This window comes from Rossellomorea aquimaris (assembly GCF_008180865.1).
Lineage (GTDB): Bacteria > Bacillota > Bacilli > Bacillales > Bacillaceae_B > Rossellomorea > Rossellomorea yichunensis.
Genome location: NZ_VTEX01000002.1, coordinates 887976 through 902324, shown reverse-complemented (window position 1 = coordinate 902324; position 14349 = coordinate 887976). Strand labels below are relative to the sequence as shown.

Here is a 14349-nt window from a genome sequence, read left to right as displayed (position 1 = left end):
GTTCTTCAAAACATTTATTCTACTAGGGTTCAAGGGATTAAACAATCGTTTAACCGTATTTACATATCCAGTAGTCTATCCCTATCATCCTGAGATTGTCATTGCTATTTTTGAAGGGCTCTTGTTATGATGAGAAGGTTATGAATCGTAAAGAAAAGCTAGGAGAATGAGCTTTGAATAAAGTATTAACCAACTATTCTATTTATCCATATGAAGCGGAAAAGAAGGAAATTCCGGTAGCACCACTCCATAAGGGAGACACGACGAAACAGCTGATATCCTCCCATGAAGAGGATGCTTTTTTCTTTCGGACGATGGAGGAAGCAGGCATTCATTTGAATGCTTCTCAGATAGAGGCTGTTCGTCATGTGGAGGGACCATGCTTAACCCTGGCTGGTGCAGGTACTGGAAAGACGACGGTCCTCGTTTGCCGGGCAGGCTACTTGATGACTGTGAAAAATATTCAACCGAGGAATATTTTACTCGTGACCTTTACAAAGAAAGCGGCGGAAGAAATGAAGCAGCGGATTTCAAGTCTGCCGGGGACGGAAGCTGGCGGACAGGTTCATGCGAGTACGTTTCATGCCCTGTTCCTTTACTTATTGAGGTCCCGTCATTACACACAAGAAGTGGTCGGGAACGAGCGCTATAAACAAATTATCTTGAAGCAGATTCAGAGAGAAATGAAGATATATGATCCTTATGATGCAGAGACGCTCCTCGCAAAACTCTCTCATTATAAGTTGAACCAAAAAGATATCAGGGATCTTCCACAGAAATCAAAATCAGAAAAAGAAGTGCGTGACATTCTCTTAAAATATGAAGAGTGGAAGCGGATGAATCATAAAATGGATTTCGATGATATTTTGACAGAGGCATATCAATTATTACTTTCGAATCCTAACCTCTTGACCTCTCTTCAGCATCGTTTCCAGTACGTGATGGTCGATGAATTCCAGGATACGAATCTTGTACAATATGAGCTTATGAAGTTGATTGCGGCTCATCAAAACTTGTTCGTAGTAGGGGATGATGATCAAACGATCTACACCTTTAACGGCGCCAGAAACGAATTTATTTTGGATTTTGATGAAGAGTTCCCGGATGCAAAGGTTGTAACATTGAAAGAGAACTATCGATCTGATGCCTATATCATCGGGTTGGGTAATAAAGTGATCGGACAGAATGAACACCGTCGTGTTAAAGAGCTTATCGCCACTAAGGTGGAAGGACAAAAGCCGCTTTATTCAAGACCGGCTACTGCAGATGAAGAGGCCGTGTGGATCACAGAAGAAATTCATCGGTTGATGGGAGAAGGCTTTACATATGGGGATATGACGATTCTTCACCGCACCATGAGCAGCGGGCGGGCAGTCTTTGAGCAACTGCTATTAAAAGAGATTCCGTTCACGCCTTACAATCAAAAGGATTCCCTCTTCTATGAAAACTGGACGGTGAAACCGGTGGTCGATTACTTGCGGTTATCGATTGTTCCAAGGAACTTTTCAGCCATGGAATCCCTGCTGCCGACTTTATTTATAAGAAGGGACCGGGGGATGGCTCATATTCTCGAGGAAGATCGTAAAGAGAGGAAGAAATATCCTCTCATCCATTTAACGACATTATCAGGATTGAAGCCGTTTCAGATAAAGAATATAAAAGAACGGATGAAATTTCTAAAATCGATCGGAGACCAGTCACCTGAAGCTGCGATCAAACGGATCAGGAAAGAGTTCTATCATCAATACATCGATGCCCAGGAATCACATGTGGTAACAGAACAGAAGGAACTTATTAAAGAAATGCTGGACGAGCTTGAAGGATCGGCGAAACGCTTTGATACGATTTCGAGTTTTATTACCTTCATTGATGAAATGAAAGCAAAGTATGAAGAAATCTATTCAAATCAAAGTCAAAAAAAGAATACAAACAGCGTTTCATTAATGACGATTCACCGTTCTAAAGGCCTGGAGTTCCCTGTCGTGTTTTTGATCGGTGCGATTGAAGGAAACCTTCCCCACAGCTCAGCGCTGAATGCCAATAAGCTTGAAGATAAGGTATACAAAGATCCGAATCAAAAAGAAAAGGCATTGAGTGCAGTAGAGGAAGAAAGACGGCTCGCGTATGTAGCCATCACGAGGGCAAAAGAAAAATTGTTTATTTCTTCTCCTGCCTATTATCAAGGTGAACAGCGGAAATGCTCCCGATTTATTGCGGATTTATTTACGAATACTCCCCACACGGATCAGCCGAAGACAACTAAAAAGGCGAGGAGTGGGAAGGTGAGTAAGATCTTGGCCTGGATTTGCACAAATACCAAGTGCATTGCCTGGCAGAGACCGGAAACCCATGAGGATACGGAATCCAGGGTTTGTCCCCTTTGCTCAAGTCCAATGAAGCTTGGCGAAAAGGAAATCACTGAATAAAAAGAGCCCGGGCGTCCTGGAAGACAGGACGTGCGGGCTTTTTGCTTTGCTGACCGTAAAGATATCAACCGTTATACGGATTTATCGACCTTTATAGATAGATATCAACCTTTATTAGGATTTATCAACTGTTCTTTCAATTTATCAACCGTATTTTCAAGATATCGACCGTTCTACAAAAAATGACAAATTTCGCTAGCGGTCATTAAAGGACCAAATCATCATTGAGAAAAATGATCATGGTCATGAGAGTCGATCTTTTTCGAATCATTTGAATCCAGAGCTTGTCTTAAGAAATAAATTAGAATACCCAAAATCATTCCAAGTATCACGATTAAACCCAAAGTGATTGTGATTCCCATTGTGCCGCCTCCTTTTTAAACTTAGCTATGGTCCAATTTTTATGATTTTAAACATCTATATCGTTAGTCTATGAATAGGAGGAGGCAATATATGCGATGTAATATAATTTATAGACAGAATCAATTCAGTAAAAAGGAACTATTTTCTAAATATGCTCATAATTATAGAACATATGTTCGTTTTTGTGTTAAAATAAATGTACGGTGTACATAGCTGGGTGGGCAAGAGGCAGCTCCCTTAAGATGGGAGGTGATGAGCAGGAATGATCGAAACGGCAGACGTACTACAATTGATGATTGCCTTTGGTACATTAACAGTAGCAATAATCGCAGTCACGCAACAAAAAAAGAAGTAACCCACCCACTATGACAACTGCAAGGGAAAGGTTACTTCTATCTTATTAAGGATAAATTGCTCACGGCAATGTATACTGTCAGAGTTCTGGTGGCAGCCAGGACTCTGTATTTAATCAATGAACTTTTCTATTATATTATACAAAATGAAGGGAAAACCTGTAAAGGAATCTTATCAAGTTCGATCCATTAAAATGGCTCGGACGGGAGATCCATCTCCTTCTTTAAGAGGGAGGGGCAGGGCCACCAGTTCATACCGTCCAGGCTCTACGTGGTCAAGGACAATCCCTTCCAATATTCCGATGTCATGTTGTCGTAATGAATGGTGAGCCGTAAGCTCCTTACTATCCAATGGATCCACTGAAGGAAGATCCACTCCAATCAAATCAATTCCTTTTTCCTTCAAAAAAGGTGCTAGCCCTTTCGCAATGTGAGGAATGCGTTCAGGAAACCGCTCGGGATTCTTCCATGCATTCGTCTTGAAAAGCACCTTCTTAACTCCTGAAAAGTCGACCTTATCCATTAGTTCACTATTTATTTCTGCAGCATTCTCCACCGATACAACGATGGCCGGCCCCATAAACCTCTCTAATGGCAGATCCAATATCCTCTTCCCATCTTGGTCGAAGTGGAAGGGGGCATCGACGTGTGTTCCAGTATGAGAACTCATGGTAAGCTGACCGACATTCACGGATCCCGATTCCTCCTTCGTCCAATTCAATGAGAAAGAAAAGGGAGTGTCCCCCGGCCAAACAGGAGTATCATTATGCAATGGGCAGGAAATATCAATGATCTTCAAACGATCTCATCCTTTCTAAAAGAAGTTACGCTACAACATTCCGCGTATTTTCAAACTTCTTATATTCTTCTTTTTCCATGATGGTTTTCAATATTTGGATGGTCTCCCACACATCTTCATACGAAGAATAGAGAGCTACCGGAGCCAGTCGGATCACATTTGGTGAACGGAAGTCAGGTGTTACTTTGTTCACCTTCAATGCTTTACAAATTCTTGCCGCCTCTTCATGCTTTAAACTAATGTGACCGCCTCTCTGCTCATCTTCAAGTGGGTTACAGATTGTAAACCCATACTGAGAAAGTTCTTGTTGAAATAGATCCATCATAAATCGTGTAAGAGAAAGGGATTTTCTCCTTAGATTTTCAATGCCTGCTTCATCAAATAACTCCAGCGAACCGAGTAAAGGAGCACTGCTTAAGATATGAGGGGTCCCAATTTGGAAGGCACCTGCAGAATCTGCATGGGTCAGCGTATGATCCATATCAAACTGTTTATCCTTACGGGAGCTGAACCATCCGGAAAGACCAGGTTTCTTCCCTTTATGCCTGTTATGAACAAATAACCCGCCTACACCACCCGGGCCGCTATTTAAATATTTGTAATTGCACCACACGGCAAAGTCTACTCCGTCATCATGCAATTGATGAGGAAGAGCTCCAATCGAATGTGCCAAATCGAATCCAATCACAATGCCACGTTTATGGGCTTCACTCGTCAATCGCTTCATATCCAGTAGCTGTCCGCTTCGATAGAGAACGGATGGTAACAGAATCAGAGCTACATCATCTGTCATATCCCTGATGATGTCCTCTTCTCTTAATGTGTATCCGTCTCTGCTTGTTACCTGAATCAGATGTTCATCAGGGTTGTAGCCTTTTAACTCCAGCTGACTTTGGATCGCGTAAATATCCGAAGGGAAAGTCAATTCATCTGCTAAGATTTTGGTGCGTTTTCCATCAGGTTGATAGAATGTGGCGAGTAATTGATGAAGGTTCGTCGTAATGGAACCTGTCACAATCACTTCTTCCTTTTCTGCCCCAACTAAAGGAGCCGTCATTTCACCAAGTTTCTCAGAATAATAGAACCACGGCTCCTGGCCATCCATCCAGCCATCGATTCCATGTTCCTTCCAATCTTCCAATGACGTAAGTAACGACTTCTCTGCCCGTTTTGATAATAAGCCTAAGGAGTTCCCATCCATATAATAGTGATTTTTCTTTATGTAAAATTCATTCCGGAAATGGGCCAATGAATCCTGCCTGTCCATTTCCTTAGCATGTTCCAACGTCAACTTCTCTCCATCTGTCATCCCAATCCCACCTTAAACAGTCTTACCAAAATGATAATCGAAATGGTTTGAATAGTAAAATAATTTATTAACCTAGTAGAGTAAAAGGTATCTATTTTTGAATAATTTATTCAAAAATGTATAAAAAGTCAAAAAACTTTGGTATAAATGAATTAATATAAAAATTATCAGGATAATTATTCATTTTTGAATAATTTCAATACGTGCAAAGGGGTGCTGTCTGTGACTGTAAAGAAAAAAAGTTGGAATGAAAATGAGGCGATCCTTCATTCGCTGCAAGATGATATTTTAGTAACCAATACAGATGGGATTATCTTGAAAGTGAGTGACGCAACCGGGGATATTTATAACGTGAATTCGGCAGATATGGTGGGGAAATCTGTATATGATCTGGAAAAAGAAGGGGTTTTTTCTCCGATATTAACTCCGATCGTTCTAAAAGAAAAGAAAAAAATAACGTTGGTCCAGACGAGTAAAGAGGGCAAGAAACTGCTCGTTACAGGGATTCCGGTATTCGATGAAAACGGAGAACTAGTGAGAATCGTTAGCTATTCCCATGATGTAACGGAATTATTGAATATGAAAAAGTATTTAACTGAAATGGAAGATGAGATGGAGAGGGTGAAAAGCGAGCTTGAAATCCTTAGAAGCCGTCATTACTATTCGGAAGGGATCATTGCCTCGAGCAATGAGATGAAAAAGGTGTTACAGGTTGCCCTGCAAGTAGCAGAAGTCGATGTGAACGTCCTCCTGCTGGGGGAATCCGGTGTCGGTAAGTCCCATATCGCGAAATTCATACATAACAAAAGTCAACGAAAAGGCGGCCCGTTCATTGAGGTCAATTGTGGAGCGATACCAGACTCGTTATTTGAAGCAGAATTCTTTGGGTATGAATCCGGGTCTTTCACGGGGGCTGACCGCAAAGGGAAAGTTGGATTAGCAGAACTCGCTGAAGGCGGCACCCTGTTTTTAGATGAAATAGGGGAACTATCTCTATCGAACCAGGTCAAAATTCTAAAGTTCATTCAGGAGAAACAATTTTATCGCGTAGGCGGTACGAAACAAAGAAAGGTTGACTTCCGGGTTCTGGCAGCTACGAACAAAGATTTAGAGGTAGCTGTAGAAGAGAAAGAATTCAGGAGGGATTTATTCTTCCGTTTGAATGTGGTTCCTATTACGATTCCTCCATTGAGAGAGAGAACATCAGATATTATTACGTTGATCGATTACTTTGTAAATCATTTTTGTGAAAAATATCAGCGCCAAAGAGAGCTGGATGAAGGAGTTGTTCACCAGTTGTTGATTCAAGATTGGAAAGGGAATGTCAGAGAGCTAATGAATATAATTGAAAGGCTGATTGTGACATCTTCCAAGCCATTAATTGAAATGGAAAACCTCCCGGGTCCATACATAAAGCATAGTGCTGATCTTTCAGGATTTGAGTACAATGGTCAATCATTAAAAGACATTCTTGAGGCAGTCGAAGAACAGGTATTAAAGAATGCGAGGGAGAAGCATAAGACTACTACGCAAATAGCCCAAAACCTGGGAATCAGTCAACCGTCAGTAGTCAGAAAACTTAAAAAATACAAAATAAAATAAAATATTGGCATGAAACTTGCAAGTAATAAGGTGAAAAGAACTGAAAGGTAGAAGGGGGATATTACTACGACGCATAAGTGGTTCTCGAATGGTTAGGGGTTATGGATAAATTTTAAAGGGGTGTTTGACAATGGAAGTTGGAAAACAAAATGTTAGTCAATTAGAAACCCGGTCAGGCAGAACGGCAAGAGAAGCAATGAAGTTTATCATACCGTCCTTGTTAGGGGTACTATTGTTCCTTTTGCCTGTTACGTATGAAGGGAATATGACAATCGGGGTCGGGATATTTGCTTCTTATTTTCAAGGGGTGCTGGAAGGTGTACTGCCATTATTCATGACTGTGGTTTTTGGTGTATCGGCTCTTGTGGCTATTTATACGAAAATGTTTAAACCTCAGTGGATTGTCAATCAATCATTCTTAAAAGGACTATTCGACGTAGGATACTTTTGGATTGCTGTTCGTGTCCTCGGTTCGATATTTGCCGTGATGACGGTAAATGGGAGTGGTCCCGAGTGGATTATTTCTGACTTTACGGGTGGAACCGTATTGTATTCGTTAGTTCCTGTCTTAGCCACTTGGTTTTTATTTGCAGGCTTATTGATGCCACTTCTTTTAGATTTTGGATTGATGGATTTCTTCGGCACTTTGCTGCAGAAAATCATGAAGCCGCTTTTCCAACTGCCGGGGAGATCATCTATCGATGCTCTTGCATCCTGGATGGGAAGTGGTACCGTCGGCGTATTGATTACAACGAAACAATTTGAAGAGGGTTACTACACAAAACGGGAGGCAGCAGTCATTGCAACAAACTTTTCCGTTGCTTCGATCGCTTTCAGTCTTGTGATTGTCAGCTTCATCGGATTGGAATCAATGTTTGTTCAACTGTATGGGACAGTGGTGATTGCAGGGATAGCAGCTGCGGTCATTTGTCCGCGTATTCCGCCTCTTTCACGGAAGAAAGACACCTATTATGAGCCGGTTGGCATGCAAATCTCCGAAACCGTTCCTGAAAATGTTTCCCGCTTTCAATGGGGCTTTGAAAAAGCAGTGGAAAAAGCATCAGAAGTGAAAAGTGTAGGAGAGGTAACGAAAAAAGGACTCCAGAACGTCCTGGATATCTGGTTCGGTCTTATTCCTTTGGTAATGGCCCTTGGAACTATCGCTTTAGTGGTAGCGGAATATACTCCAGTGTTTGACATATTGGCTTATCCGATTGTTCCACTATTAGAGTTATTACAAATTCCACAGGCGGCAGCTGCGGCTCCTGCCATGATCGTTGGTTTCGCAGACATGTTTTTACCTGCTGTTGTAGGGAGCGGAATTGAGAGTGAGTTAACAAGATTCGTCATTGCAGCCATGTCTTTGACTCAATTAATTTACATGTCTGAGATTGGTATTCTATTAATCAAATCCAAGATTCCGATCAGCTTTTTAGATTTATTCATCATTTTTATCCAACGTACGATTATTACCTTACCTATCGTCGCTCTATTGGCTCATTTCTTCTTTATGTAAGAGAATTAATACAAAACAAATTTGTCAGTCACATATATGGAGGTTACTAGAATGGAACGAACGTTTGAACAGCTTATTCAAAATATGCCTAATCGTCTGGCACCCAGTATGGCAAAGGATCACCCGAACTTACCGGTAGTAAAAGAAGAGGGGTGCTATTACTACGGATTGGACGGAAAGAAATATCTTGATTTCACCTCTGGAATTGCCGTAACGAATGTTGGTCATCGTCATCCAAAGATTGTACAAGCGATTAAAGATGCAGCAGATGGGCTGATGCACGGTCCTTCAGGAGTCATCATGTATGAATCGATCCTTCGATTGGCTGATGAGCTTGCGGAGATTCTTCCGGGAGACTTAGATAGTTTCTTCTTTGCCAATAGTGGGACGGAAGCGATCGAGGGAGGAATCAAACTTGCTAAATATGTAACGCAGCGACCTTATGTCGTTTCCTTTACCGGCTGTTTTCACGGCCGTTCACTCGGTGCGTTAAGTGTCACGACTTCTAAAAGTAAGTATCGAAAGTTTATGCAGCCATCAGGCCTGACTTATCAGGTTCCATATGCGAACGAAAGAGAGTGTCCTGAGGGAGTGGACTCAGTCCAATATGTTGTTGAGAAGCTTGAAAAGGATTTCGAAACTCTCTTTAATCATCAGGTCACACCTGAAGAGGTAGCGTGTATCATATTAGAACCCGTCCTTGGTGAAGGCGGGTACATCGTTCCTCCGAAAGCATGGCTCAAAAAGGTAAGGGAGATTTGTGATCGTCACGATATTTTACTGATTTTCGATGAAGTCCAAACAGGCTTTGGACGTACGGGGAATTGGTTTGCGGCTCAAACCTTCGATGTAACACCGGATATTATGGCGATTGCAAAAGGGATTGCCTCGGGGCTCCCCTTGAGCGCGACGGTCGCATCGAATAAGCTCATGAAACAATGGCCTCTTGGGAGCCATGGGACGACGTTTGGTGGAAATCCGATTGCGTGTTCCGTTGGACTTGCTACATTAGAAGTCATGAAGGAAGAAAATCTTCTCGATAATACGAAAACAATGGGTGCTTATGCGGTTTCCAGGCTCGAGCTTTTGAAAGAGAAGCATAGCGTGATCGGGAGCATTCGATCAGTCGGACTGATGATCGGCATTGAAATCGTTCATCCTCAAACAGGAAAACCAAATCAGGAAGGCTTAATGGATATTCTGGATCGTGCTTTGGAAAAAGGCGTATTATTCTATCTATGCGGAAATCATAGTGAAGTGATCAGGATGATTCCACCGCTTACTGTAACAAAGGAACAAATAGATACTGGACTTAGCATGCTGGATGAAGCATTGAGTGAGTATGAGGCTACATTGATGAGTCATTTCGATTAAACGTTAAAGGCCGGATTCGAGGTACATGACTGTACCTTGAATCCGGCCTTTTTACCATGACATTATGCAGTTTGTTGTAATTGAGCATCATTCTTGTTGGATGTCATAAGAGTCACGACGATCAACACAATAATGGCTAACGGAACAGCAATGACGACACTGTTCAGGTCAAATGGTTTCTGAAGGACAATCTCCCAAACCAATGTGGAAACGACCCCTGCAAGCATGGAAGAAACGCCTCCGGCAGCATTCACCCGTTTCCAGAAGAATACGGCTAAAACAGCAGGAGTGATGCCTGCACCATAAACAGTGTAAGCGTACATTTGAACATCCAGTACGCTTGGGAAGTAATTAATGATAATGAATGCTGAAGCACCAAGGACAACAATGAACATCTTGGTGATTTTCAACTGTTTATCATCAGAAGCATTTTGATTGATATATTTACCGTAAATATCATAAGTCAGATTCGTTGCAGCAGACAATAGATACGAATTTCCTGTTGTAATGATAAAGGAAGCCGCTGCTGCCAAAAGGATTCCCCCGATTCCAATCGGCATCGCAATTGTCGTGGCCATTAACGCCATTCCTGGATCGATATCCGGGAATAGAGAACGGGATGCGAAGGCGATTAAGGAGATGGCGGGAGAAATGATGATCATGGCAATAAGCCATCCAATTTGTCCCTTTCTTGATGAAGAATCCCCTTTAGATGAAGCCAGACGCTGATACATGTTTTGGTCACCCAACAATAAGAATAGAGATGGCAATAGATAACCAATCAATTGAATGATGGATAAGTTGCCCGTAGCTGACATATGGGATGCAGGTACATTTTTAACAATTTCGTCCCATCCCCCAGCAATGAAGAAAATGGTTGGAACGGTAATGATTAAACCACCGACCATAAGAAAACCGCTGAGTGCATCTGTTTGAGATACAGAACGCAAGCCGCCGATCATTGCTAGAAAAACGATCAAGACAGCTCCAATGGTCGTACCAAGACCAACAGACATGCCTGTTGTTAAATTTAGAATAAAACCGAAACCTTTCATTTGATAAGAAACAATTCCTACATACGCTAAGATAATGATGACACTTGAAAGATTTCGTGCAGTGGAACCATACTTTTCTTCCAGGATTGCTGAAACCGTATATTTACTGAATGCACGGATTTTAGGTGCAACGAGGTAAAGGATCCCTATCCCCACAAGAGTCGGAATCATAAGCATTAACGAAGGGATGATTCCGAAGCTATATGCGACAGATGTTTCTCCCCCTGAAATACTTCCGCTTCCAGTCCAAGTTGCAAGCAATGTACCCATCAATACAAATGGACCAAGACTTTTTCCAGCTAATATAAAATCATTACTGCTGGATACTTTCTTAGACATATACGTACCAATCCCAATCATAAGTACCGCATATATCCCTATAAACCATAGTAAATGTGGATTTTGTTGTAATTCCATAAAACGATCATCTCCTGAACAGTATTTGTTCACGCGAGAGAACGTTGATTCATTTCTTAATCACAATTTAATCACCGGTGAGAAGATAAACACATTTTAGCCTGGATGAGGTAGAAAGGTTCTACCTGCCAATTAAAATACTAAAACTACCCGAAAAAAGTTTAGAGGTTGTTAGAGGCTTTGAAAATGTCTTTCGTTGTGATGTTTTTCATGAATGCTTGTCTCACGTAAAAACATTTCTCAATAACCTTAGCATATATTCATTTCGATAAAAAATCGTTGGAAAGCTTGATTTGACAAGATTTTCAGCTTGTAATCCCGTTATGGGAAAAAGTGGGATAGTGACTAAGCCTATACGGGTCAATAGGTACAGGAATAGAAGGAATTATTTGAAATTTAAAATAAATCACCGCTTAAAAAAACAATAAAATGAATCTTTATGCCTATTATTCACTTCGGGTGAGTGAGTATAAGTACCTGTATTGGCAGTTGGGTTATAGTTAATGATGGCATTAAAAAGGTCGATCAGTTTTCACTGATCGACCTTTTTTTATAGCCTTTTAACCGAAATGGCCTTGCGCATTTTCCTAAGTGCATCCTGACCTTCCATTTCTCTTTGCATCATCAAATTGACGTAGAGGGCATCGATTAATGTTAATTGAGCAATACGGGAGGATAGTGCTTCTGATCGATAGTCGGTTTCCTCTGACACGGTGAAAAGCGATGTATCGACTCTTTGGCTCAAAGGCGATTTTGCAAAATTGGTGATGCAGATCGTCTTGGCCCCGGTTTCCTTGACAATATCAAGAACCTGGAGAATATCTTTTGTTGAACCGGAATGGGAGATAAATACGGCACAATCTTCACTCGTCATTTGGGAAGCGGTCATCAGCTGGATATGACTGTCGCTTGCGGCATGAACACGTAGACCTGTTCGAATGAACTTATGATACGCGTCAAGGGCAATGACGCCTGATCCGCCACTGCCGAAAAATTCGATTGATCGGGCATTCGACATTATGTCCACGGCTTTCGTAAGCTTTCTCTCATCGACTACCATCAATGTATCCTCAATGGTTTTGATATTGGATCGGAATACTTTTGTGGCAATGGTTTGAGCAGAGTCCCCTTCATCAACCCGCTCGTGTATGTCCTTAAGCCCCGTCACGATTTCTGAGGCAAGTGCAATTTTCATCGCTTGATAACCTTTAAAGCCGATTCGCTTACAAAAACGAAAGACAGTGGAGTCCGCGACTCCTAAATCTTCTGCCAAACCATTAATCGTCGAATGGATGATCTCGGTTGGATTTTCAAGTATATAGTCGGCAATTTTCTTCTCGGTCACGCTAAATTGAGGATAGTGTGAACGTATACTCGCTAGACAATGCTGATGTTGACTCATAGACTTCACTCCTGTAAGGGTTTTCATGATTTTATTATACAAGAATACTAGAAAAATAAAAATAATTTCTGTAAACGGTTGCAAAAAGAAAAATATTTTTTATAATAGAGATATACAGAAAATAATTTTCCTGATTATCTTAAACTACGAAATGCACTTTCTTTAAGCCATCTCTGTTTAGCAGGTCAGAGAGTAGAAGTTACATAGAGGAAATTGTAAACGTTTTACTTTCACGGGTAGTCAGGATCAATCGTTATAAAAAAATCTGGCAGCCAAGCTGTCGTCATGAAAGAAAGGTAGGGATAGAGATGTCTGATCAAATGCTCATTTTAGTTGCATTAGCCGGAATTTTTCTTCTATTATTTTTAGTTATCAAAACGAAGCTTCATGCTTTCGTTGCCCTATTATTAGTAAGTTTAATTGTAGGGATCGCCGCAGGGATGCCTCTCCAGGAAGTTGTCGCTTCGATACAAAGCGGAATGGGCGGGACCCTCGGGTTTGTCGCTGTCGTTGTTGGTTTAGGCGCAATGTTCGGTCGTATGCTTGAAGTTTCAGGGGGAGCGGAACGATTGGCTCAAACCCTGATTAATAAATTTGGTGAAGATAAAGCGCAGTGGTCGTTGGGTATTACAGGTTTCTTAGTAGCCATTCCGGTATTCTTCGATGTAGGATTCATCATTCTTGTACCGATCGTATACGGATTGGCAAAGAAAACTGGGAAGTCGCTATTATACTATGGGATTCCTTTACTTGCGGGACTTGCTGTAACACACAGCTTCATTCCGCCAACTCCAGGACCGATTGCTGTAGCTGATTTAATCGGTGCTGATCTTGGCTGGGTTATCTTATTCGGTACTCTTGCCGGTATTCCATCCATGATTATCGCTGGTCCACTTTTTGCAAAATTCATTTCGAAACGAATTCATGCAGTGGTTCCGGATTATATGCAAGTGGAAGAGATCGAGTACGATAAAGAGCTTCCGAGCTTTGCAATGATTGCGTCACTTATCTCGATTCCTTTAGTGTTGATCTTATTGAATACGCTTTCGGGTGTTCTATTAGATGAAGGAAATACCATTCGTTCAATCTTGACTTTCTTGGGTCATCCGTTCGTAGCGTTAACGATTGCGACTCTATTGACGTTTACATTATTAGGAACGAGACGTGGATATTCCCGTCAGGACGTTCAGGATATTGCGACGAAAGCACTTGAACCGGCTGGGATCATCATCCTTGTTACAGGTGCCGGTGGAGTGTTCAAGCAAGTTCTGATCGACTCAGGTGTCGGTGAAGTACTTGGTGAAATGATGGCAGGATCAAGCTTGCCTCCGATTGCCCTTGCTTTCTTAATTGCCATGGTCGTTCGTGTGGCACAAGGTTCAGCGACAGTATCCATGGTCACGGCAGCGGGACTGATGAGTCCATTAATTTCCACTCTTGGTTTAGAAGGTCCGGTCCTTGGTTTAATGGTCATTTCCATTGCAGCAGGAGCAACTGTCTTCTCTCATGTGAATGACAGCGGATTCTGGCTAGTGAACCGTTATTTTGGATTAGATGTGAAAGATACGTTAAAATCATGGACGATGATGGAAACGCTCATCGGGTTTGTAGGGTTTACTGTAGTATTCATTATAGGGATATTCATTGGTTAAAATAGGATAGAATATAGTGGAAGAGGGAAGAGCCGTGTCGCTTCTTCCTTTTCTCTATTTATTTAGGAGGAACGAAGATGT

Annotated in this window: 11 protein-coding genes; 6 read left to right on the top strand and 5 right to left on the bottom strand. The window is 41.6% G+C overall.

Annotation, left to right across the window (positions count from 1 at the left end):
- The first annotated feature begins 173 nt into the window (after nucleotides 1–173).
- Nucleotides 174–2426 (top strand): UvrD-helicase domain-containing protein, encoded by a 2253-nt coding sequence (locus FZC88_RS12000; protein WP_148995032.1) that lies wholly within the window; start codon nucleotides 174–176, stop codon nucleotides 2424–2426.
- A 221-nt stretch (nucleotides 2427–2647) separates the two neighbouring features.
- Here the strand turns inward: FZC88_RS12000 and FZC88_RS24035 are convergent, their stop codons facing one another.
- The gene (locus FZC88_RS24035) at nucleotides 2648–2788 is read right to left on the bottom strand and encodes a hypothetical protein (RefSeq protein ID WP_187443595.1); all 141 of its coding nucleotides are present in this window, start codon (nucleotides 2786–2788) and stop codon (nucleotides 2648–2650) included.
- Nucleotides 2789–3051: 263 nt separating this feature from the next.
- Between FZC88_RS24035 and FZC88_RS24250 the strand changes: the two genes are divergently transcribed.
- Nucleotides 3052–3144: a putative holin-like toxin gene (locus FZC88_RS24250; protein ID WP_220154057.1), complete on the top strand. Its 93-nt coding sequence runs from the start codon at nucleotides 3052–3054 to the stop codon at nucleotides 3142–3144.
- Nucleotides 3145–3317: 173 nt separating this feature from the next.
- On the opposite strand, the gene kynB is transcribed toward FZC88_RS24250, so the two are convergent.
- Nucleotides 3318–3941: an arylformamidase gene (gene kynB, locus FZC88_RS11995; RefSeq protein ID WP_148995031.1), complete on the bottom strand. Its 624-nt coding sequence runs from the start codon at nucleotides 3939–3941 to the stop codon at nucleotides 3318–3320.
- A gap of 25 nt (nucleotides 3942–3966) precedes the next feature.
- Entirely contained in the window at nucleotides 3967–5250 is a 1284-nt protein-coding gene (gene kynU / locus FZC88_RS11990; protein ID WP_148995030.1) for a kynureninase, read from the bottom strand.
- Nucleotides 5251–5472: 222 nt separating this feature from the next.
- On the opposite strand from kynU, the gene FZC88_RS11985 reads away from it, so the two are divergent.
- From FZC88_RS11985 to FZC88_RS11975, 3 genes are all read left to right on the top strand, one after another.
- Nucleotides 5473–6852, top strand: coding sequence for a sigma-54 interaction domain-containing protein (locus FZC88_RS11985; RefSeq protein WP_148967318.1), 1380 nt, complete (start codon nucleotides 5473–5475; stop codon nucleotides 6850–6852).
- Nucleotides 6853–6982: 130 nt separating this feature from the next.
- Nucleotides 6983–8368 (top strand): YjiH family protein, encoded by a 1386-nt coding sequence (locus FZC88_RS11980; protein WP_148995029.1) that lies wholly within the window; start codon nucleotides 6983–6985, stop codon nucleotides 8366–8368.
- Between the two features lie 51 nt (nucleotides 8369–8419).
- On the top strand, nucleotides 8420–9742 hold the full coding sequence (locus FZC88_RS11975) for an aspartate aminotransferase family protein (RefSeq protein WP_148967320.1): 1323 nt from the start codon (nucleotides 8420–8422) through the stop codon (nucleotides 9740–9742).
- Nucleotides 9743–9804: 62 nt separating this feature from the next.
- Here the strand turns inward: FZC88_RS11975 and FZC88_RS11970 are convergent, their stop codons facing one another.
- Complete coding sequence (locus FZC88_RS11970; RefSeq protein WP_148967321.1) at nucleotides 9805–11214, bottom strand: sodium:solute symporter family protein; 1410 nt, start codon at nucleotides 11212–11214, stop codon at nucleotides 9805–9807.
- Between the two features lie 550 nt (nucleotides 11215–11764).
- Nucleotides 11765–12616 (bottom strand): MurR/RpiR family transcriptional regulator, encoded by an 852-nt coding sequence (locus FZC88_RS11965; RefSeq protein WP_148967322.1) that lies wholly within the window; start codon nucleotides 12614–12616, stop codon nucleotides 11765–11767.
- A gap of 308 nt (nucleotides 12617–12924) precedes the next feature.
- On the opposite strand from FZC88_RS11965, the gene FZC88_RS11960 reads away from it, so the two are divergent.
- The gene (locus tag FZC88_RS11960; protein ID WP_148967323.1) at nucleotides 12925–14268 is read left to right on the top strand and encodes a GntP family permease; all 1344 of its coding nucleotides are present in this window, start codon (nucleotides 12925–12927) and stop codon (nucleotides 14266–14268) included.
- Nucleotides 14269–14349: the final 81 nt, after the last annotated feature.

What these genes read in the sequence shown, in the direction of transcription:
- kynU (WP_148995030.1), bottom strand. Translation starts at nt 5,250, where the DNA reads ATGACAGATGGAGAGAAGTTGACGTTGGAACATGCTAAGGAAATGGAC.
- FZC88_RS11980 (WP_148995029.1), top strand. Translation starts at nt 6,983, where the DNA reads ATGGAAGTTGGAAAACAAAATGTTAGTCAATTAGAAACCCGGTCAGGC.
- FZC88_RS11970 (WP_148967321.1), bottom strand. Translation starts at nt 11,214, where the DNA reads ATGGAATTACAACAAAATCCACATTTACTATGGTTTATAGGGATATAT.
- FZC88_RS11960 (WP_148967323.1), top strand. Translation starts at nt 12,925, where the DNA reads ATGTCTGATCAAATGCTCATTTTAGTTGCATTAGCCGGAATTTTTCTT.
- FZC88_RS24035 (WP_187443595.1), bottom strand. Translation starts at nt 2,788, where the DNA reads ATGGGAATCACAATCACTTTGGGTTTAATCGTGATACTTGGAATGATT.
- FZC88_RS11975 (WP_148967320.1), top strand. Translation starts at nt 8,420, where the DNA reads ATGGAACGAACGTTTGAACAGCTTATTCAAAATATGCCTAATCGTCTG.
- FZC88_RS11965 (WP_148967322.1), bottom strand. Translation starts at nt 12,616, where the DNA reads ATGAGTCAACATCAGCATTGTCTAGCGAGTATACGTTCACACTATCCT.
- FZC88_RS24250 (WP_220154057.1), top strand. Translation starts at nt 3,052, where the DNA reads ATGATCGAAACGGCAGACGTACTACAATTGATGATTGCCTTTGGTACA.